Source organism: Frankia sp. Cppng1_Ct_nod, from assembly GCF_920656135.1.
GTDB lineage: Bacteria > Actinomycetota > Actinomycetes > Frankiales > Frankiaceae > Protofrankia > Protofrankia meridionalis.
Window position 1 is genome coordinate 1 of the sequence record NZ_CAKKTK010000012.1, and the last position, 21,254, is coordinate 21,254.

A 21,254-nucleotide genomic window follows, 5' to 3' on the forward strand; every position below is an offset into this window, starting at 1 on the left:
TCGCCTGGGTGCGAGCGTTGCGGCGTGATGGTGTGGTGCGTACCCCCGCTGTCGTTCCTACCCGCCGTGGTGACCTGGTGACGGTAGCCACGCCTGATCCGTCCCGAGTGGGCACCTCGTCCGATGACCCCGGCAAGGCTGGTGGCCCGCAGTGTCGCGAACCGCGCTACGCGGTGCTCTTCGACTGGGTCGAGGGGTCCTCGCCGGAGCCATCCGACAGGATGGCTCTTGTCCGCGGGTTCACCGAACTCGGTGAGATCACGGCACGCCTTCATCGACATGTTCGCGGGTGGCGGCGCCCGAGTGACTTCACCCGGTTCGACTGGACATGGCATACGACCCTTGGTTCGGGCGGCCGTTGGGGTGCCTGGCGGGACGGGATGCGTGCCGCTGTCGGCGCCGAGCGTGGCGGGGCGGCGGATGCCGACCCGGCGGGTGTCGCCGTCCTGGCCCGCGCCGCCGACGAGGTCCGCCGCAGGATCCGGCGGTTCGGGCATGCGCCCGACCGGTTCGGTCTGGTCCATGCCGATATGCGGCTGGCGAACCTGCTGGTCAACGGGGGGTCCGGTGAGATCACCGTTATCGACTTCGACGACTGCGGGTTCAGCTGGTATCTCTACGATCTTGCCGCGTCCCTGTCGTTCATCGAACATGTCCCCGAGGTGGCCGAGCTGGTGGACGCCTGGCTGACCGAGTATCGACGTCACCTGCCGGTTTCGGTGGAAGAGGAGGCTATGGTGACGACCTTCGTCCTGTTGCGCCGACTGTTGTTGGTGGCATGGCTCGGGTCCCATCCGGAAGCTGACGCGGTTGCGAGCGTGGCGCGGTACGCCGCTACATCCTGCGATCTTGCGGACGATTACCTGAGAAGGAGAGGCTGATGTTCATCGAGTACCTCCGTACTGTTGTTGTGATGCCATCGTTTTCCTGCGTAGTAGCAGGAAGGTAGCGTCAGCCGGCGTGGACGGTATTACCCGATATGCCAGGATGAGTTCTCCGTTGGGCCCGCTGCTGCTGGTTGGTGACGATGTCGGTCTGTGCGCTGTCCACATGGGGGAGCCGGACGCCGGGCTGCCGTGGCCGGCCGGGGTTGAACCCGACCCGGTGGCCTTCCGGGATGTGATCGAACAGTTCGAGGCGTACTTCATCGGCGATCTGCTTGCTTTCGATGTGACGCTGCACCCGGTTGGCACACTGTTTCAACGAGCGGTGTGGGACGCTGTGGCGGACATCCCCTACGGTGCGACCCGCAGCTACGCGGAGATCGCCACGGCGGTCGGTCGGCCTTCGGCCTTCCGGGCTGTGGGGCTCGCCAACGGCCGCAATCCCCTTCCCGTAATCGTCCCATGCCATCGAGTGATTGGCTCGAGCGGAGCGCTGACCGGGTATTCCGGTGGTATCGGTCGTAAGCGGCATCTGCTGGACCTCGAACGGCGCACCCTGTCTCGAATCGATCAGTCGGACCCGGGACCGCCCCGATCACTCGCCAAGAGACCGACCGGGACCGCTGGTCGGTTGAGGTGAATCCACACCGGGGGGCCAACCCTCTCCAGTGGCGGTTATTTCGTTTTGTTGTGTAGCGTTTTTGTTCGCCAGCGCGACTGATCTGTCAGGTTCTCGCAAGGTGGAGGCCATCGTCCACGGTGTCCGAATATTGATCTACGCATGTCCGTATACCGATCGCAGGGTGTGGCATCACCTGTGTCCGTTGAGTCCAGCGACGACCAACTCATGGATGTTTCAGAACAACTAAAGGTCAACCATCTACTCCCCAGGGTGATGTCGCACCAGGGATGATTACGCAAAGAGCCTCATCAACCTCTCAAATGTTACACAACGTGTTCGTGAAGTTGTGTTGTCCCCGTGTGTCGATGGTGGTCGGCATGGGCGCTGCCGCCCGTATCGCCGGGGTACCGTGCTTGAGCGCGCTTCGGCCGATGTGGACCGAGGCATCCGGCTCCTGCGTAAGCCGGTGTGCCTGGTGAGAATTTAACTACTTTCGGTACAGGTTCGCTGTTCTGGCTGTATACGCCAACAGGGCGAAAGGAGGAATGTGGTCGAGGACACCCGGGCTCTGCCCCGGCACGCAAACGTGGGGACGCAGTTGGTGATCCCGGGCGCGTTGGTGCTCATGCCCACGTCCGACTCCGGGACGCCTGTGGCGGATCGTTCCGGCTGGCAACGTGCGGTGCTGCGCTCCGGTCTTCCCCGTGCGGCCAAGCTCGTGGCGCTTGCCATCGCCAGCCACTCCGCGGACGCTTTCAGCGGACCGACCCGGACGACGCTGCCCGGGTCTGTCGCGGCCTGCGCGCCGGGGCTCGTGACGCTTGCCTTCGAGACCGGCTACAGCCGTACCCACGTACAACGCCAGATCCGACTGCTACGAAACCTGGGCTGGCTGATCGGGCTGAGCCGGCCGGCCGCCGGCCGGCCCGCGAGCTTCGCGCTGAGCATGTCCGACTCCGTTCGGGCAGCCGAATCCGCAACTGCTGTCAAGGTGGGCGTTGGCGAGACGCGCGCCGCGAAGACCGCTCCCGCCCAGTACCCGCAGGCCGACTACGCGGATGGCCCGCGTGCCGGGAGCACGCCGGGCGTCGCCGGGCGCGCTCGGCGCGTGACAGGCTCGCGGGCCGCTTCGGACCGGCCGACTGCCGCCGCCCGACGCCGTGCCCGAATCACGGGTGCCGCCATGGCCAATGCGTTGACGGTGGTCGGGGATTTTTCGCTGGTTACGGCCACCGCGGTGCCGCCCGCTGTCCCCGCGTCGCCCGTGCCGGCGTCCGCTGCCGCGGTGCCGCCCGCTGTCCCCGCGTCCCCGGCGGGCACCCTACGAACCGCCGAGGCCGGGCCGATCGGGCCTCGCCGCACGGTTCATCCCGTCGCCGAAGCCGCCGAGCAGGTTGTCGGGACGCTGGCCAGGGCGATGCGGCGCGACCCGCAGACCTTCGGCGCCGCCCGAGACCGGCTCACCCACATCCTGAGCGATAGTTCGTGGAATGCGGCGGAACTGGCCATGCACCTGGTGGACACCGTCGGGCCAAGCCTTGGCGCCGGTCGGGTCGACGACCCCGCCGACCACCTGCTCCGGAGGCTGGACCACCTGCCGGCATCCTCGTCGGAATGCCTGTGCCGGTCGTGCCGGTCGTGGATTGCGGCTCCGGCCGTCGCTGTGCGTCGTGTCGAGGTCGGGCCCGCGGTCGCCATGTCGGCAGCGGAGCCCGACTCGGTCGCTCTTCCGGAGCTTGCCGCGATTGAGCAGGCAGCCGCTGCCGGAGCCGCGCAGGCTCGGGTCCGCCCGCAGCGAGCCAGCGGCGCCGCCTGAGAGATAGTGAGGAATGGCAGGAACGGGCATGTCCGGGGGTGGTTCGGTGGTGCCAGACGGGTCGTCGGGCGATCTGCCTGAGGGTATGGACGCCGATGTGATCGTGATCGGCTCCGGCTTCGGCGGCAGCGTCGCCGCCCTCCGGCTGGCGGAAAAGGGCTATCAGGTCATTGTTCTGGAAGCTGGCCGGAGATTCCCGCCAGAGGCGCTTCCCGCGACCAACTGGAACATACGTCGGTATCTGTGGGCACCTCGGCTGGGTTGCCACGGATTTCAGAAAATTACCCTGCTCGGCCGCGTTCTCGTTCTTTCCGGCGCGGCTGTCGGCGGCGGGTCGGTGGTGTACGCAAATACTCTCTACCGGCCGTTGGACGCCTTCTACACCGACCGGCAGTGGGGACATGTCACCGACTGGCGGGACGAACTGGCTCCTTACTATGACCAGGCCGAACGCATGCTCGGAGTGGTGCGAAACCCGACGACGACCTACACCGACGAGGTGTTCCGGGCGGTTGCCGAGGAAATGGGCGTCGGTCACACCTTCCGGCTCGCCGACGTGGGCGTGTTCTTCGGCCGAGACGGGAGAAAAGAACCCGATGTCGAGGTCGAGGACCCGTTCTTCGGCGGCTCGGGACCGACCCGTACCGGCTGCCGTGAATGTGGCGCATGCATGACCGGCTGTCGCTGGAACGCGAAGAACACCCTGGACTACAACTATCTCTATCTCGCGGAGAGGCACGGCGTCCGGATTTTTCCCGACACCGAGGCAACCGTGGTCCGTGCGCTGCCCGGTGGTGGGTACGAGATCGGGACGGTCCGTACCGGGTCCTGGATCCGCCGGGGCCGCCGGACGTGGCACGCCCGTCAGGTGGTGTTCGCCGGCGGCGCACTGGGTACCACCCGGCTTCTGCTCACGATGCGGGACACTGGCGTGCTGCCGGCGCTGTCGCCACGAGTCGGTGAACTCACCCGCACGAATTCGGAGTCAATTGTCGGAGCCACCAGGTTCCGTCCGGACAGGCGGATCGCGAGTGGGGTCGCGATCACGTCCTCCTTCTACCCGGATGCGGACACCCATATCGAGCCGGTCCGCTACGGTCGGGGCAGCAACGCGATGGCCCTGCTGGCCACGCTGATGACTGATGGTGATCACGGAACGCCGCGTTGGGTCAGGTTCGCGCGTGAGGCCCTGCGGCATCCGCTTCTGTTCGTGTCGTTGCCGCTGCCGTGGCGATGGTCGGAGCGCACCATGATTTCTCTGGTCATGCAGTCACGAGACAACTCACTGAAGGTCACGAGACGAAGAGGTCTGCTCGGGCGGTTCAGGTTGACCAGTGCGCAGGGTCACGGCGAACCCAACCCGACCTGGATTCCCGTCGGGAACGACGCGACCCGCCGGATCGCCAGGCGCATGGGCGGGTTTCCCGGCGGCACACTGACGGAGATTTTAGACATCCCGATGACCGCACACATACTCGGTGGTGCCCCCATCGGGGATTCCGCGTCCAGCGGGGTCATTGATCCCTACCAGAGGGTGTTTGGATATGACGGACTGCATGTCATCGACGGCGCGGCGATAACGGCCAACCTCGGGGTCAACCCGTCGCTGACCATAACCGCGCAGGCCGAACGCGCGATGTCCCTGTGGCCGAACAAGGGCGAACGCGACACGCGCCCGCCCGTCGGGTCGCCCTATCGCCGCGTTTCACCGGTTCGCCCGATACATCCGGCGGTACCCGATCATGCCCCGGCGGCCTACCGCATCGGGCGTTCTTAGCGCAGGAGCTGCCTGGGTAGCCCTGCCTCCTACCGGATGCCGCGGCCGGATTCGGCGATCGGGTCCACCTCGCTGCCCGCACCGGGCAGACCAGTGCTGGATGGACCGGTGTTGGAAGGTCCGGTGTTGGAAGGACCCGTGTCAGAGGGGCTGGACACCGCCGGATTCGGGTCACTCACTGCGGACGGGCTGACGGTCGTCGCTGTGATCGGCTCGTTCGCGGGTGCCCGCCGAACATTCGCGCGGGCCGCTACCGCGGCACCGGCACCGGCACCGATCAGCAGGAACGCAATGATCCCCCGGCGACGGCGCCGGTGTACCCGCTCGATCTTCCGCTCGGCCTTGGCGAGCTGTTGCTCCAGGACGAACTGAGCTTTCTCCGCCTGGGCGCGGGCTTTCGCCTCGTTGTGGAGGGCGCGTCGGGACCGGCTCTTCGTCAGCTGTAGCTCGGTGGCGTTGCGGGCACGTTCCGTGGACAACTCGGCGGCTAGTCGGGCTCTTTCGATCCGTCGCCCGGCACGTCCCGATGCCGCGGCTACGTGGCTTCTCACGCTTGCGGCGGACTGGCCGGCCGTGGAGGCGACGGCTGCGACCTGGCCAGAGGCCATCTTCCGGCTCGCACGGCCCGCCGTGACGGCGGACCCGGTTGCTTCACCAGCTCTGGTCGCGGCACGTGACACCGTCGTCCCGGCACGCCTGGCCGCGGTCCTCGCTGCGGTCGGGATCTCGTTCACGGGTACGTGCTCAGCGGCGTATGAAATCTTCTCCGTCAGCTTGGTGTTCATCAGCTTCCCTTCGTCGGGCCCACGCCACGACCTGCTGGGACTGCCCTACCCATCGTTGCGCTCCGCGCAACACCTATGCGGACTGTGCTCGTAGTAATACTCTTGGTTCTCGCGGCTGTCATGTGGGGTCTGGGCGCCCTGTTGACGTACCTTCGAAGCCGGGTGATGTTCGGATGAAGCAGCCTCGCGAGCCACTGGGACCCGGCGCATACGATCGGCGGAGTATCGACACCGCGGCGGCCGTTGGACATCGGACATGACACCGACCGCCACCGGTGATCAGCCGCTACCAACTCTACGGAAGAGAGCCTCATGGCCGAGGAGCTGTACGCCACGCTGAAGACAACCCAGGGTGACGTCGAGATCCTGCTGTTCGAGAACCAGGCGCCCAAGACGGTCGCGAACTTCGTCGGGCTTGCCACCGGCACCCGGGAGTGGACCGATCCCGCAACGGGCGAGAAGAAGGTGACGCCCCTCTACGATGGGACGATCTTTCACCGGGTGATTCCGGATTTCATGATCCAGGGTGGTGACCCGCTCGGCAGCGGCCGTGGTGGCCCGGGCTACAAGTTCGCTGACGAATTCCACCCGGACCTGCGCTTTTCCCGTCCGTACCTTCTTGCCATGGCGAACTCGGGCCCGGGTACGAACGGTTCCCAGTTCTTCATCACCGTAGCGCCGACGACCTGGCTGGACCGCAAGCACACGATCTTCGGTGAGGTCACCCGCGGCACCGACGTCGTCGACGCGATCAGCAAGGCCCAGACAGGTGCTCAGGACCGCCCGGCCACCGACATCGTGGTGCGGCAGGTCGTTGTCGAACGACGTCAGGCCTGAGAGGCCCGAAGATGACGGGACCGGTGTAATGAGCTCGCCCTGGTCGGAGCCGGATGGCGGCCCCACCGGTCCCAGCGAGCCCGCCGAGCGCCTGCCCGGGTCCGATGCCTGGCGTCCCACGGCCGGGCCGCCTGGCGTGCCGGACGGCTGGACGCCGGCTGCCCAGGCCCGGAACGTCCAATCCCAGAACATCCCATCCTCGAGCGACCGGCCTGTTCCTCACTGCTACAGACACGACAACCGCGAGACCTACGTGTCCTGCCAGCGGTGTGGGCGCCCGATCTGCCCTGAGTGCATGCGTCCCGCGCCGGTCGGGTTCCACTGTCCGGAAGAAGCCGGCGCGGCCGCCCGTCGCGGCGACGGTGCCGCCCGCCGGCCGGGCAGCGGTTTCGGTGGGCGGGCCGTGATGGGACGCCCTGGGCTGGTCACCCAGGTGCTCATCGGCCTCTGCGTGGTCGCGTATTTCCTGCAGGGGCTGCCGGGGCTTTCCGGCAGCGGCACGGACAACACCTTCACCCAGGATTACTCCCTGTACGGCCCATCGATAGCGAGCAATAACGAGTACTACCGGCTCGTGACCGCCGCTTTCCTGCACGCGAATATTCTGCACATCCTGTTCAATATGTACGCGCTCTACCTGCTCGGATACCAACTGGAGCAGATCCTCGGCCGGACGCGCTACCTCGCGCTGTTCGTCGTCTGTGCCGTCGGTGGGAACACGCTCAGTTATCTGCTGAACGGCTTCAACACCTTCTCGGTCGGGGCGTCCACCGCGGTGTTCGGGTTCTTCGCCGCGTACTACGTGATTGCCAGGCGGCTGCGGGCCGACACGTCGGCAATCCTTGTCATCGTCGGTATCAACCTGGTCATCACCTTCACCATCAGCAGAATCGACAAATGGGGACACATCGGTGGTCTCGTGGTCGGCCTGTTGGTCGGCGCGGTCTACGCCTACATTCCGCCGCGCCGCGGCCGGCTCCAGGCAGCGGCCGTCGGCGGCATCCTCGGTGCCTTGTTCCTGGCCGCGGTGGTGCGGACGTCCACGCTCACCTGAGGCTGTCAACCGAGGCTGTCAACCGAGGCTGAGGCGCAGCCGGATCTCCTCCACCGCGTCGGCGACCCGATCGGGTTCGGCGCCGAGCTGACGCCGGCTGAGCAGTACCGGGCCGTCGATCGTGTCCACCGTCAGGATGCGGATGTGGACCCCCCGGCGGTTGTGGGTCAGGGTGTCGGCCCGGACCCGTAGCACGGCGGCCCACGGCAGATGCCGGCGGCGGATCCCGTCCACCAGGTCGATCCCGCCGTCGTCCACACGCAGTGCCGGCCGGGCCACGGCGTCGCGTACGGCCAGGATGAGCAGGCCGGCTCCGGTGACCGCGATCAGCAGGCGACCCGCGGCGTCCAGCGAACCGAACCGGTAGGCGAGTTCCTCGACTGCCGAGACCGTGAGTGTAACCGCGCCCGCCACCGCGTACGAGGCCACCCGCCACCACGGAGGCGACCACACGCGCGGGGCGACGCGCGGGGCGATCCTGTCGTGGGCACTTCTGCTGGTGACCTTGTCGTCCCGCGCATCGTCGTCCTGCACGGCACCCAGCACAGCACAGTTCGCGTCGCCACATGCCCGTCCAGCGCGGCCTGCGTCCGCCAGACACCCGCGACGATTACTATCCGCTGTCTTGCTGTTGCTTCTAGTGATGTTGTGTCCGGTGCTCCGCGTCCCGCGCAGCACGCAGGCGCAGGAGGAGGGCGGACGTGGCATCGTCACCGACAAGACGTGGTCCGGGGAGTCCGTTCCCGCCGATCGCCGAGTTCGGGTTCCTCTCCGACTGCGAGACCACATGCCTGGTCGCCCCCAGTGGCAACATCGAGTGGATGTGTCTGCCGCGGCCGGACGGCCCGTCGGTGTTCGGCGCGGTCCTCGACCGGTCCGCGGGCGGCTTCCGGTTCGGCCCCGACCGGACGACAGTCCCAGCCGGGCGCCGCTACCTGCCGGGAACGAACATCCTGGAGACGACCTGGCAGACACCGAACGGCTGGCTCATCGTCATCGACTGCCTGATCGTCGGACGTTGGCACCGCACTCAGCAGCGTTCCAGGACCCACCGGCGCACCCCGACGGACTGGGATGCCGAACATGTCCTGCTCCGGCTGGCCCGCTGCGAGCACGGCACGGTCGATCTGACGCTGCTGTGCGAGCCGAACTTCGACTACGGCAGCAGACCGGCCGGATGGGCGTATGAGGATGACGGCTATGGCAGTGCGCTCACCGTTGATGACGGGAGCCCGACCGAGTCGGGCCACCGCGGCATCACCCTGCGGCTGCGTACCGACCTGCGGCTGGGCTTCGACGGCCGTCGAGCGCACGCCCGCACCACGCTGACCGAGGGCGGGACCGCGTTCGTGGCTCTGGGCTGGCGGGCGAGTGAGCCCTTCCTTCCCGCAAGTTACGCGGAGGCGGTGGCTGCGGTGACGCGGACGACCGCGTTCTGGCGGCAGTGGCTGTCTCGCGGAGTCTTCCCGGACCACCCGTGGCGCGGGCATCTGCAACGTAGCGCGCTCGCGCTGAAGGGCCTGACCTACGCCCCGACCGGCGCGCTGCTCGCGGCGTCCACGACGTCCCTGCCGGAGACCCCGCAGGGTGAGCGCAACTGGGACTACCGGTACAGCTGGATACGCGACTCGACCTTTGCCCTGTGGGGGCTCTACACCCTCGGTCTCGACTACGAGGCGAACGACTTCTTCTCGTTCATCGCGGACCTCTGCGAGAACGGTGACGACCTGCAGATCATGTACGGGGTCGGCGGTGAGAGCCGGTTGAACGAACAGGTCCTCGGACACCTGTCCGGGTACGACGGGGCGTTCCCGGTCCGGGTCGGAAACGCCGCGTTCTCCCAACGTCAGCATGATCTGTGGGGCGCGATCCTCGACTCGGTCTACCTGCACACCCGCTCGCGTGACTACCTGTCGGAACGGTTGTGGCCGGTGCTCGTCCGGCTGGTGGACACGGCCGCCGAACACTGGCGTGAACCGGACTGCGGCATCTGGGAGGTACGTGGGGAACCTCGGCACTTCACCTCGTCAAAGGTGATGTGCTGGGTTGCCGCCGACCGTGGTCGGCGGCTGGCCGCGATGCGTGGGGACTCGAAGACCGCGGCCCGCTGGGCGGCCGTCGCAGACGAGATGCACGCCGATGTGTGTGCGAACGGTCTCGACGAGCGAGGGGTCTTCACCCAGTGTTACGAATCGAAAGCGCTGGATGCGTCCCTGCTGCTCATGCCGCTGCTCGGGTTCCTGCCGCCGGATGATCCGCGGGTCCGGGCCACGGTCCTCGCGATCGCCGACGAGCTGACCGTCGACGGTCTCGTGCTGCGCTACCGGGTGGAGGAGACCGACGATGGTCTGGTGGGGGAGGAGGGCGCCTTCCTCATGTGCTCGTTCTGGCTGGTGTCCGCCCTGGTGGAGATCGGTGAGCTGGTGCGGGCCCGCAAGCACTGCGAGCGCCTGCTGAGCTTCGCGAGCCCGCTGGACCTGTACGCGGAGGAGCTCGACCCGAGCACGGGGCGGCATCTCGGCAACTTCCCCCAGGCGTTCACCCATCTGGCGTTGATCAACGCGGTTATGCATGTGATACGCGCCGAGGACGGCTCGGGTTTTGCCCACCCGAGCCCGGCCCACCCGACATCATCGTCCTGATCGTCCCGTTCTGAGCGTGCGGTCGGCCGGCCCCGACCCGCTGTCGGGGCCGGCACCTCACACCGGCAGATCACGGCCGGAGCCCGGAGTGCCCAGCGGAACGATATCCACACTGTGGACAACCGTTGGGGACGAATGACAGCCGTGCAACTTCGGACCGCGAGTGATGTCGCAGGTCAGCGCCACTGGGTGGCCACGCCGAGGCCAACCACGACAAAACTGAACCCAACCAGGATGTTCCAGCCGCCGAGGCTTTCCATCCCGGGGATGCCGCCGTTGGAGAAGTAGTACACGAGCAACCACGCGATCCCGATCAGGAAGAGGGCGAGGATCAGCGCGCCCATCCAGGGCGGAGACGGTGGCTTGCGCTTGCGGACCTGGGTGCCCGTGGGCGGGGAGTAGGTCGACTTCTTCTTGCGACGCCGGGAAACGGGCACTGTGCGACTCCTTGGCAATCTTGATGCGACAATCCTGTCAATTTTGCGACCTTGGTGAAATCGTCCACACCGGCGGCACCGACCTCCGACGGTGTGGACCACGTGCCCACAGGGTAGACATTCGTCCCGCGACTGCGCGTAGGCTCACATCCAGCTGGCCCGGGCCTCTCAAACCGGCTGTGCCGGTTCGGGAAGGACTCCGGGTTCGGGGGGACCGGCTCGGCATCGAGTGGGACAGGGACGGGCGGAGCATACGGATGCTGACGCGCTGTGCCGGGCGGCCGTCGTGGTGGGTCGGTCGTCCCAACTCGACCTGGCGGTTCGCGGTACCGGTCGTGGTTGCGCTTGCCGGTTTCGCGTTCGTCGTCAGTGCGGTCGAGGCGGGGGGCGTCGATCTGCGTGCAAGCCATGAGGACCTTGCTCCGCTGATCGGTAAACGTCAGCGGCAGGTTGCCGACCTGGATGCCGCAGCCGCCGAACTCAGGGCACGGATCGCGCAGGACACCCGGTCCCGTTCGACCGACGACCCACGGATCATCGGCGAGCGCAGCCGTGCCGACGCCCTGCTGGCGCCCGCCGGTCTGACCGCGGTCGCGGGGCCGGCCGTCACCGTTGTCCTGGACGACGCGCCCCCGCAGGCCCGCACCCGTCCACGCCAACCCGGGGTGCCCTCACCGGTACCGGATGATCTCGTCGTCCACCAGCAGGACGTCCAGGCCGTCGTCAATGCCCTGTGGTCGGGTGGCGGGGAGGCGATGACGATCATGGGTCAGCGGGTCACCGCGCTCACGGCCGTCCGGTGTGTGGGTAACACGTTGCTGCTGGCGGGCAAGGTCTATTCACCACCGTTCACGGTTTCAGCGATCGGTGATACGGCGTCGATGGTCCGGGCGCTCGACGTCGACTCCGGGGTCGGGATCTATCGTCAGTACGTGGATGCGTACGGGCTCGGCTACCACGTTGAGATCGACCGGGACGTCCGGCTCCCGGCGTATCAGGGCGGTACGGTGCTGCGTGCCGCGACCCCGCTCCCCCGGTAGGTTGCCGGAGGCCTCCGGCAACGCGGTTGCGCCGATCGGGCCGACCCTGGCTTGCCGGAGATGTTTCTCCGTCGTTTCCTTGCCAGAATGGCGCCCAACCGCAATCTGATGAGGAGCGTGCCCACGATGCCAGGTGGATCGACGACCGGGCGGGAGACCGCCAAGACCGAAGCCACCACCTATGCTGACAGGCCGTGGCAGTCATCGTACGACGAAGGCATCCCTCCTGATGTGGAGATTCCCGATATCACACTGGGTCAGCTGTTCGAGAATACTGCCGCCAGATTTCCGCTGAGCCCGGCGTTTTCCTTCTTCGGGACGACCCTGACGTACAGCCAGGTCCAGGAACAGATCGGTGAATTTGCCGGAGGTCTTGCGAAACTGGGTGTCCGGGCCGGCGACCGGATCGCGCTGATTCTGCCGAACTGTCCGCAGCATGTGATCGCTTTTTACGCCGTACTGCGGCTCGGTGCGATCGTTGCCGAGGCCAATCCGCTCTACACGGAGGCCGAACTCACCCATCAGCTGTCCGACTGCGGGGCAGAGTATGTGATCTGCCTGGACCGTACGTACGCGGCGGTGGAGGCGGCCCGTCGGTCCGGGCGGACGAAGGTCCGCGAAGTGATCTCCACGTCCATTCCGGACTTCCTGCCGAAGAAGGACCAGCTGCTACTGCGCCTGCCTGTCGCCAAGGCCCGCCAGAAGCGTGCGGAGATCGTAACGGATCTGCCCGCGGGAGCCCGCGCGCATGCTTTTCTCGCCGTGCTGCGGCTGGGCCGGTCGGAGCCAGTGAGGGCCACGGTGGCCGCGGCGCCGTCCGACGTCGCGGTCCTGCTCTACACCACAGGAACGACCGGTGCGGCCAAGGGCGCGATGCTGACCCACCGCAACCTTGTGGCGAATGCCGTGCAGGGTTGCGCGTGGATTGTGGACGCGAGACCCGGACGGGAGGTGATGATCGCAGTCCTGCCGCTGTTCCATGCGTACGGGATGACGCTGTGCATGATTCAGGGGGTGTTGCTCGGCGCTCACATCGTGCTGCTGCCGAAATTCGATGTGGCCATGGTCTTCGACGCCATCGCCAAGCACCGTCCGACGATTTTTCCGGGGGTGCCGCCGATCTACCAGGCGCTGTTGGACAGTCCACGGGCAAGAACCGCGGACCTCACCTCGCTCAGGAGCTGTGTGTCCGGCGCGATGAAGCTGCCTGCCGAGCTCCAGCAGCGATGGGAGTCCGCGACGGGTACGGCGGTGGTCGAGGGATACGGCATGACCGAGACGTCACCGTTGAGCCACGCCGGCCCGTTGGGTGGCGCGACCCGCCCAGGCTGGATAGGTCTGCCCGTCCCGTCCACCGAGGCAAAGATCGTCGATGCGGAGGACCACACGAAGGAGATGCCGGTGGGTGAGTCCGGTGAACTGCTGATCCGGGGTCCGCAGGTGTTCACCGGCTACTGGGAGAACCCGGATGCCACCAGGACGACGCTGACCGAGGACGGTTGGATTCTCACCGGTGACATCGCGCGGATGGACACCGACGGCTGGTTCGAGATCGTCGACCGCAAGAAGGAACTCATCATCGCGGGCGGGTTCAACATCTATCCGACCGAGATCGAGGAGGTCCTGTCGGGGATCCCCGAGGTTGCCGAGGTCGCGGTGATCGGTGTACCGGACGCCTATCGGGGCGAGACGGTCAAGGCGTTCCTGGTGCTGCGGCCCGGAGAGACGCTCACCACCGAGGAGATGCGGGCACACGCCGCCAAACACCTTGCCGCCTACAAGATCCCGAAAATCGTCGAGTTCCGGACTGAACCGCTGCCGAGGATCGGAATCGGCAAGGTGTTGCGCCGGGCGTTGCGCGACGAGGAGAAGGTAAGGGCGGAGCAGGGCAAGGTCGCACAGACGGACGCCGGTCAGGAGCCCGCCGCCCGCGGCTGATCGGTGTTTCCAGGCCTCCGGCGGCGCACAAAGATATGATCGCGCTGCCTTTGGTCGGGGTCGGACATGCGGACCGGTCGACACCTGGCAGACAGGGGATGAGGCTATGCGGATCGGGGCAATGCGGATCCTGGTCGTGGACAACTACGACTCGTTCGTGTTCAACCTGGTGCAGTACCTGGGCCAGCTCGGCGCGGACAGCGTCGTCCGTCGTAACGACGAGGTCGACGCCGGCGAGCTGGCCACCCTGGACGTCGCCGGGGTGCTGATCTCACCTGGGCCGGGCACGCCCGAGGCAGCCGGCGTCAGCGTGCAGATGGTGCGGGCATGCGCCCTGGCCGGCATCCCGATGCTCGGGGTGTGCCTGGGCCATCAGGCCCTCGCGGTCGCGTTCGGGGCCACCGTCGGACGTGCCCCCGAGCTGCTGCACGGCAAGACGTCCGTGGTACATCACTCCCGTGTCGGGGTGCTCGCGGACCTGCCGTCACCATTCACCGCGACGCGCTACCACTCGCTCGTGGTCGACCCCGCGACGCTGCCGGACGAGATCGAGGTCACCGGGCGTACCGAGAGCGGTGTCGTGATGGCGCTGCGACACCGGACCCTTCCGCTGGAAGGCGTCCAGTTCCATCCGGAGTCGGTGCTGACCCAAGGTGGCCACCTGCTGTTGGCGCGATGGCTGTCGGAGTGCGGGGACGATACCGCCCTGTCAGTGGCGCCGGCATTGTCGACAGAGGTCGAGACCTTGCGCCAGGCCGCGTTCACCTGAGGCAGGGTCTGCCTGGGCCAGGGTCTGCCTGGCCCAGGGTTCGCCTGACGCTGAGGTCTCTCGACCGGGCTGAAGGCGGGGTCAGCTATCCGCCGCCACCGAATCGCGGGGTCTTCGAGGACGTCGGAGTCGGGCTTGTGGAGGACGACGGTGAGGCGCTCGGGGAAGGCGACGGGCTCTTGGTCGGCGTCTGCGTCGGCGTCCCGGAGTCGGTGGACTGCTGCGAGACATAGAGGATCACCGTCGACCCGCGGCCGGCGGAACCGCTACCCGGGCTCTGGCTGACCACGGTGCCGGTCGGGTCGGTGCTCGACACGGACTGCTGGGTCACGTTGAAGCCGTACCGCTGGAGGTCCCTGACCGCCGCGTCGAGGGGCTGACCCTTCTCGCTCGGGACGGTGACCTGCTGGCTGACCACGTAGACGGTGACCGAGTCACCGGGCGCCGCGGATGATCCCGACACGGGGTCGGTGGACTCGACCGTGCCCACCTTGCGGGTTGTCGCGTCGGTGAAGGCGAGGATCTGGACGGTGAGCCCCGCTGTTTTGAGCCTGCTGGTGGCTTCGGCCTGGGTGGCGCCGACCACGTCCGGGACGACGAGCTGGCCGGGCCCGGACGACACGGAGAGGTTGATGGCCGTGGTCTTGGCCACCAGGGTGCCCTCCACCGGATCGACCTTGGTGACGCTGTCCTTCTTCGCGTCGCTCTGCACGGGTGTCGTGGTGACGTTGTTGAAGCCGGTGGAACTGAGGCTGTTCTTCGCAACCGTCACCGACTGCCCGATCAGCCCTGACGGGATCTTCGCCTTTCCCGCGGCAGGGTCACCGGTCCCGCCCTTGCTATTGCTGAGCAGGTGGGTCGCGACCAGTGTGACGACGATGAACACCGCGACCACGGACAGGCCGGCGAGGATGTACTTCCAGGCTCCGGATCGCCGCTCCTCCCGCGGTGGCGGGCCGTCATCGACCGATCCGCCACCACCGGTACCCACCCGGTTGTAGCCGCCGGTCTGGCCGTAGGGGTCTTCGAAGGCGTTGCCGTAGTAGGGGTCGCGGTCCCGCGAGATGGCCTGCGTCCCGCCGTTCGTCATGGCCGGGTTCATCCGGGTGGCCAGCTGGTCGCTCATGATCGGAGGTGCGTAGATACGGCGGCCGGCCAGGGAGCGCTCCAGGTCGTCGCGCATCTCCCCGGCGGTGGAGTAGCGGTGGTCGGGATCCTTCTCCATCGCCTTGAACACGATCGCGTCGGCGTCCGGCGTGATGTCGCGGTCGTGACTGGACGGCGGCTGCGGGTTCTCCCGGACGTGCTGGTAGGCGACGGCCACCGGTGAGTCGCCGCGGAACGGCGGCTGCCCGGTCAGCAGTTCGTAGAGCAGCACCCCGGTGGAGTAGACGTCGCTGCGGGCATCCACCCGGATCCCACGGGCCTGCTCCGGGGACAGGTACTGGGCGGTGCCGATCACTGCGGCGGTCTGGGTCATGTGGGATGTGGTGGCGGTGGTGGCCCGGGCGATACCGAAGTCCATCACCTTGACCGAGCCGTCCCGGCACAACATCACGTTCGCGGGCTTGATGTCCCGGTGGATGATCCCCATCCGGTGGCTGTAGTCCAGCGCGGCGCACACGTCGGAGGTGACCTCCATGGCGCGTCGCTCGGTGAACCGGCCCTCGTGCTGGAGCGCGTCGCGCAGCGTGCGTCCCTCCACGTACTCCATCACGATGTACGGGATGGTCATGCCGTTGATCAGATCTTCGCCGGTGTCGTAGACGGACACGATCGCCGGGTGGTTCAGCGCGGCCGACGACTGCGCCTCACGCCGGAACCGGGCCAGGAAGGTGGGGTCGCGCGCGAGGTCCGCGCGCAGGGTCTTCACCGCGACCTCGCGTCCGAGCCGGACGTCATGCCCGCGGTAGACCTCGGCCATGCCGCCGTACCCGAGGATCTCGCCCAGTTCGTAGCGTCCACCGACCAGGCGAGGTTCGGTCCCGGACACCTCAGTCACGACTGCCACCCGTGCTCGCCTTTCCGCTTCCCGGGCTGGTACCCGTGAACTGTCCTCGAACGCCCGGTCCGATCCTGGTCGTCGTGGTGGCTGGGCCACCCGAGACACGGTCGTCCCCGGTCGTGCTGCCACCGGTGACGATGCCACCTCCGGATCCGGACGCGTGCACCACCCATGTCAGCGGCGGTGCGCCCTGCGACGACCTACCGCTTCCGGCGATCGTCCGGGTGATCAGCGCAGCGATAGTAACGGTTACTATCAGTAAGATTATCAGGATGGGTAGTGACAGGCGTCGCCCGCCGGTAGCCGGGGCGCCGTTACCGCCGTGGGCACGCCGCCGGGCCGCCCGCCCTTCCCACGGCTGGAGATCGGTCGGCGTGCGGTCCGCGCGCGCCTGCTGCCAGGCGGAGGCGTTCGCGGGGTGGACGTCCGGGCGGCTGGTGGCTGCGGAGCCTGCGGTTACGGAGCCTGCGGTTGCGGAGCCCGCGGCAGTGGGGCCAGCCGCCGACGCGGGTGGACCCTGGGGGTCGCGGAGTCCGCGAGAGGCCTTCACGTCCCAGGACGACGGGGCGTCCCAACGTGCCTGCTCCTCCTGCGAAGGGGCGGCATGGGGTGAGGCTGCGTGCGGCGGTGCCGCCCAGGATCGCTGACGGGTCCATGACGGCGGCCGGTCGGGAACAGGCGGTGCCCCCGTCGGGTCGAACCCGGTGGACGGCCCGTTCGGCCCATGCCGCCGTAGGGTCGCCTCCCCACCCGCGTCCGACCGGGGCACAGGCATCGGTCCGACACCACGACGGGTCATGTCCGCGTTCCACAGGTTCCGTCGGATCGCGGCGGCGGTGCGTCCGAACGAACCGGCGGACGCCGGTCGGCGTCCTGGATCCTTCGCCATCGCAGCCTCGACAAGGTTGCGGACGGCGTCGGGGATGTCGGGCGGCAGCGGCGGCGGATCGTCCTGCTGGTGTGCCATGACGACGACGATCGGGTTGCGGTCGTCGAACGGACGCCGGCCCGCCAGGCACTCATAGGCGACGACACCGAGGGAGTACACGTCGCTGGCCGGTGTCACCGGCCGGCCGGATGCCTGCTCCGGGGAGACGTAGTACGCCGTCCCCATCATGATCCCGGTGGCGGTGAGTGGCGCGGCGTCGACCGCGCGCGCGATCCCGAAGTCGGTCACCTTGACCGCGCCGTCGGTCCGTAGCAGCAGGTTGCCGGGCTTGACGTCGCGGTGGACGACGCCGAGGGCGTGCGCGGCCTGGAGCGCGTCGGCGGCCTGCCCCAAGACGTCTAGGGTCTTCTCCGGTGACAGCCGCTTCTCCCGGTGCAGCAGCGCGGACAGCGGTTCGCCTTCGACCAGCTCCATGACCAGATAGGCGGTAGGTCGATCACCATCGGTGATGACCTCGCCGTAGTCGTAGACCGATGCCACGCCGGGGTGCGAGACCCGGGCCGCGTGCCGTGCCTCGCCGCGGAAACGGACGAGGAACGACTCGTCGCTGGCGTACTCGGGACGCAGCAGCTTGACGGCGACGGGACGTCCGAGCGTCTGGTCGAGACCCCGCCACACCTCACCCATGCCGCCGGTGGCGATGCGTCCTTCAAGAAGGTAGCGACCGTCGAGGACCGTACCCTTCGGCGAGGCACCGAACGGCATGGCTGCCGGGTTGGGCCGGCTGTCCGGTGCCTCCCCGAAGGGAGGCTGCGGGCCGGTCATCTGCGGACGTCCAATGCGGCCTTCAGGACCTGCCTGGCGACAGGAGCGGCGACCGAGCCACCGGTACCGAGCTCACCGCCGCCGTCCTCGACAAGCACCGCGATGGCAACGGTCGGGTTGACGGCCGGGGCGAATCCTACGAACCAGGCGTGCGGGTTGGTGTTGTCGCCGTGTTCGGCGGTGCCGGTCTTGCCTGCGACCGCGACGTCGGGGAGCTGCGCCTTGGTACCTGTCCCGTTTGTGACGACGCTCTGCATCATCGTGTTCAGCTGGGCGGCGACCTGTGGGCTGACCGGACGTTTGTACACCTGGGGTTCGGTTCGGCTGATCGCCTTGAGGTCCGGGCCGAGGAGTTCGGCCACGAGGTAGGGCCGCATCAGGACCCCGTTGTTGCCGATGGCGGCGGCGACCTCGGCCATCTGCAACGGGGTGACGCGGTCGTTGAACTGCCCGATGGCGGACTGCGCGGTCTGCGCGCCGTCGAGCTTCTCGGTCGGGTAGACGCTCGTGGCCTGCGCCAGGGGGAAGTCGGGGACGGTGGAGTTGAAACCGAACGCCTCGGCCTGCGCCCGCAGGGCGTTGTCACCGAGGTCGATGCCGAGCTTGGCGAAGGCGGTGTTGCAGGAGATTGTCAGGGCGTGGATGAGGGTGTCGGTTTCCCCGTCATCACAGCGTTCGCCGCCGAAGTTCGGCAGGACGGTCTTACTCTGCGGCAGTGGGAGCTGGTCGGGCGCGGGGATGCGTTCCTCAAGCTGGTGGCCGGCGTTGAGTGCAGCCGCCGCGGTGATCAGCTTGAAGGTGGAGCCCGGCGGGTAGGTTTCCTGCGCCGCGCGGTTGAGCAGTGGCTTGTTCGGGTCGGTGTTGAGCGCCTGGCCGGCCTTGCTGGCCGTGGCATCGTCGTGACTGGCCAGTGGCGTCGGGTCGTAGGTCGGGTTGGTCACCATGGCAAGGATTTCGCCGGTCTTCGGGTTGAGGGCGACCACCGCGCCCTTGCGGTTGCCGAGCGCGGTGGTCGCCACCTGCTGGATCTGCGGCACGAGCGTGGTGACGATGCTCCCACCACGCTGGGTGTGACCGGTTATCAGGTCGGAGACCTTGGAGACGAACAGCCGTTGATCTGTGCCGGAGAGGAAGTCGTTCTGGGATCGTTCCAGCCCGGCCGAGGTGTACAGCCCGTAGTAGCCGATGACGTTGGAGTAGAGCGACGCGGCCGGGTACTGCCGCTGGTATTTGTACTCGTCGTCGGACGGGACGGACGTGGCGACAGTCTGGCCGCCGGCCACGGCGATCGAACCTCGCTCTCGTTCGAGCCGTTCGGTTATCTGACGGGCATTGCCGGACTTGTGCCGCAGGGTGTCGGCGTCCTTGGCCTGAAGCCAGTTTGCGTTGATCAGTAGTGCGGTGAAGAGCACCATGCAGGCGATGGAGACCTTGCGGATGGGGGAGTTCATGTCGTCCGCACCACCTGCGTCGGGCTGTCGGCCACCGCGTTCGGGTCGAACAGTGGCGCGGCCGGCTCGGACGACGCGGGCCGGCGGTAGGAGTCACTGATCCGCAGCAGCAGCGCGATGATGGCGGCGTTCGAGACGATCGACGATCCTCCGTAGGAGATGAAGGGCAGAGTCAGACCGGTCAGTGGGATGAGCCGCATGACGCCGCCTACCTGCACGAACACCTGCAGGGCCAAGGATGCGGACAGGCCGGTGGCAAGCATCTTGCCGAACGGGTCACGGGCGCCCACGCCGGCCCGCAGGCCACGCATGACGATCAGGCCGTAGATGACGAGGATCGCCATGATCCCGGTGAGGCCGAGTTCCTCACCGATGCTCGCGACGATGAAGTCGGTGTTGGCGAAGGGAACCCGCTGGGGGCTGCCGTGCCCGAGTCCGGTACCGGTGATCCCGCCCGCCGCAAAGCCGAACAGGCCCTGCACCAGTTGGTAGGAGGTACTGGCCGGCCTGTTGCCCTCGAAGGCGTGCAGCCAGCCGTCCACTCTGACCTGAACGTGTCCGAACATCTGGTAGGACGCCACCGCGCCGAGCATGAACAGGGCAAGCCCGATGACGACCCAGGACGCCCGTTCGGTGGCCACGTAGAGGATCACCAGGAACATGCCGAAGAACAGCAGGGACGACCCGAGGTCCTTCTCCACGACGAGGACTCCGAGGCTCGCGAGCCAGGCGACGATAACCGGTCCGAGATCGCGGGCTCGCGGGAACTGCATTCCGAGGAAGGAACGGGAGACGACCGAGAGGACCTCCCGTTTGTTCACCAGATAACCGGCAAAGAAGATCATAAGAATGATCTTCGAAAGTTCGCTGGGCTGGAAGGTGAACGGGCCGACCCGCAGCCACAGGCGGGCGCCGTTGATGGTCGCGCCGACCACCGGCATCGCCGGCAGCAGTAGGAAGACCAGTCCCACCAGCCCGGACGTGTAGGCATAGCGTGACAGCAGCCGGTGGTCCCGGATGACCGCGAGTACCAGCACGAAGACCACCAGTGCCAGCAGTGTCCACACCAGCTGAAGTTGGGCGGCGACGGGCGGGGGGTGCCGGCCAGCCTTTTCGGCGGCAGCCGTCTTGGCCAGGTCGATCCGGTAGATCATTACAAGGCCGAGGCCGTTGAGGGCCGCCGCCATCGGCAGCAGCAGCGGGTCGGCGGCGGGTGCGAACCGGCGTACCGCCAGATGGGCGAGCCCCCACAGCGCGCTGAACCCCAGACCGTAGGTGAACACCGAAAAGGTGATGTTCCCGTTGACGGCCAGTACGACCGCTGCCAGGGCCGCGGTGGCGAGCAGCCCCGCGAACAGCAGGAGCGACAGCTCTCGCCGACGGTACGGAGGCAACTGTGCTCCGGCCGGCACCGGGAACCGGGCGAAGGTTCCCGTGAGGTCGACGGCCTTACCGCGCAGCGGGGGGAGAGCTGTCATCCTGT

17 protein-coding genes are annotated in these 21,254 nt (G+C 67.5%); 10 read left to right on the top strand and 7 right to left on the bottom strand.

Going from position 1 to position 21,254, the window contains the following annotated elements; translation table 11 throughout:
- From NBW77_RS05805 to NBW77_RS05820, 4 genes are all read left to right on the top strand, one after another.
- Positions 1 to 881 (top strand): phosphotransferase enzyme family protein (locus NBW77_RS05805; RefSeq protein ID WP_250279376.1); only part of this gene is annotated, 881 nt, incomplete at its 5' end.
- A gap of 106 nt (positions 882 to 987) precedes the next feature.
- A complete protein-coding gene (locus NBW77_RS05810; RefSeq protein WP_131744642.1) occupies positions 988 to 1,524 on the top strand; it encodes a methylated-DNA--[protein]-cysteine S-methyltransferase in 537 nt (178 codons plus the stop codon).
- A gap of 529 nt (positions 1,525 to 2,053) precedes the next feature.
- Complete coding sequence (locus NBW77_RS05815; protein ID WP_250279377.1) at positions 2,054 to 3,322, top strand: helix-turn-helix domain-containing protein; 1,269 nt, start codon at positions 2,054 to 2,056, stop codon at positions 3,320 to 3,322.
- Positions 3,323 to 3,350: 28 nt separating this feature from the next.
- Positions 3,351 to 5,099: an FAD-dependent oxidoreductase gene (locus tag NBW77_RS05820; RefSeq protein ID WP_502799440.1), complete on the top strand. Its 1,749-nt coding sequence runs from the start codon at positions 3,351 to 3,353 to the stop codon at positions 5,097 to 5,099.
- A 29-nt stretch (positions 5,100 to 5,128) separates the two neighbouring features.
- On the opposite strand, the gene NBW77_RS05825 is transcribed toward NBW77_RS05820, so the two are convergent.
- A complete protein-coding gene (locus NBW77_RS05825; RefSeq protein ID WP_131744640.1) occupies positions 5,129 to 5,884 on the bottom strand; it encodes a hypothetical protein in 756 nt (251 codons plus the stop codon).
- A 312-nt stretch (positions 5,885 to 6,196) separates the two neighbouring features.
- On the opposite strand from NBW77_RS05825, the gene NBW77_RS05830 reads away from it, so the two are divergent.
- Positions 6,197 to 6,721, top strand: coding sequence for a peptidylprolyl isomerase (locus tag NBW77_RS05830; protein ID WP_131744639.1), 525 nt, complete (start codon positions 6,197 to 6,199; stop codon positions 6,719 to 6,721).
- A gap of 295 nt (positions 6,722 to 7,016) precedes the next feature.
- Positions 7,017 to 7,775, top strand: a complete 759-nt coding sequence (locus NBW77_RS05835; RefSeq protein ID WP_242605455.1) for a rhomboid family intramembrane serine protease — start codon at positions 7,017 to 7,019, stop codon at positions 7,773 to 7,775.
- Between the two features lie 18 nt (positions 7,776 to 7,793).
- Here the strand turns inward: NBW77_RS05835 and NBW77_RS05840 are convergent, their stop codons facing one another.
- Positions 7,794 to 8,321 (bottom strand): PH domain-containing protein, encoded by a 528-nt coding sequence (locus tag NBW77_RS05840; RefSeq protein ID WP_349816973.1) that lies wholly within the window; start codon positions 8,319 to 8,321, stop codon positions 7,794 to 7,796.
- A gap of 155 nt (positions 8,322 to 8,476) precedes the next feature.
- Here NBW77_RS05840 and NBW77_RS05845 point away from each other — a divergent pair, with 155 nt between their 5' ends.
- A complete protein-coding gene (locus NBW77_RS05845; protein WP_131744636.1) occupies positions 8,477 to 10,417 on the top strand; it encodes a glycoside hydrolase family 15 protein in 1,941 nt (646 codons plus the stop codon).
- Between the two features lie 176 nt (positions 10,418 to 10,593).
- On the opposite strand, the gene NBW77_RS05850 is transcribed toward NBW77_RS05845, so the two are convergent.
- Positions 10,594 to 10,854 carry a cell division protein CrgA gene (locus NBW77_RS05850; protein WP_131744635.1) on the bottom strand — a complete coding sequence of 87 codons (261 nt, stop codon included), beginning with the start codon at positions 10,852 to 10,854 and terminating at the stop codon, positions 10,594 to 10,596.
- A gap of 257 nt (positions 10,855 to 11,111) precedes the next feature.
- Here NBW77_RS05850 and NBW77_RS05855 point away from each other — a divergent pair, with 257 nt between their 5' ends.
- From NBW77_RS05855 to NBW77_RS05865, 3 genes are all read left to right on the top strand, one after another.
- The gene (locus NBW77_RS05855; protein WP_131744634.1) at positions 11,112 to 11,894 is read left to right on the top strand and encodes a DUF881 domain-containing protein; all 783 of its coding nucleotides are present in this window, start codon (positions 11,112 to 11,114) and stop codon (positions 11,892 to 11,894) included.
- Positions 11,895 to 12,020: 126 nt separating this feature from the next.
- Positions 12,021 to 13,832, top strand: a complete 1,812-nt coding sequence (locus NBW77_RS05860) for an AMP-binding protein (RefSeq protein ID WP_165485719.1) — start codon at positions 12,021 to 12,023, stop codon at positions 13,830 to 13,832.
- Positions 13,833 to 13,953: 121 nt separating this feature from the next.
- Positions 13,954 to 14,601 carry an aminodeoxychorismate/anthranilate synthase component II gene (locus NBW77_RS05865; protein WP_131744649.1) on the top strand — a complete coding sequence of 216 codons (648 nt, stop codon included), beginning with the start codon at positions 13,954 to 13,956 and terminating at the stop codon, positions 14,599 to 14,601.
- A gap of 85 nt (positions 14,602 to 14,686) precedes the next feature.
- Here NBW77_RS05865 and pknB read toward each other — a convergent pair whose 3' ends face one another.
- From pknB to NBW77_RS05885, 4 genes are read right to left on the bottom strand one after another with little or no spacing between them, the layout of a single operon-like run.
- The gene (gene pknB, locus NBW77_RS05870; RefSeq protein WP_250279378.1) at positions 14,687 to 16,612 is read right to left on the bottom strand and encodes a Stk1 family PASTA domain-containing Ser/Thr kinase; all 1,926 of its coding nucleotides are present in this window, start codon (positions 16,610 to 16,612) and stop codon (positions 14,687 to 14,689) included.
- Positions 16,596 to 18,320, bottom strand: a complete 1,725-nt coding sequence (locus tag NBW77_RS05875) for a serine/threonine-protein kinase (protein ID WP_502799441.1) — start codon at positions 18,318 to 18,320, stop codon at positions 16,596 to 16,598. The genes pknB and NBW77_RS05875 overlap by 17 nt, the downstream gene beginning before the upstream one ends.
- The gene (locus NBW77_RS05880; protein WP_250279379.1) at positions 18,317 to 19,771 is read right to left on the bottom strand and encodes a peptidoglycan D,D-transpeptidase FtsI family protein; all 1,455 of its coding nucleotides are present in this window, start codon (positions 19,769 to 19,771) and stop codon (positions 18,317 to 18,319) included. The genes NBW77_RS05875 and NBW77_RS05880 overlap by 4 nt, the downstream gene beginning before the upstream one ends.
- Entirely contained in the window at positions 19,768 to 21,249 is a 1,482-nt protein-coding gene (locus NBW77_RS05885; protein WP_131744631.1) for an FtsW/RodA/SpoVE family cell cycle protein, read from the bottom strand. Before NBW77_RS05885 ends, NBW77_RS05880 begins: the two co-directional genes overlap by 4 nt.
- Between the last annotated feature and the right edge of the window lie 5 nt (positions 21,250 to 21,254).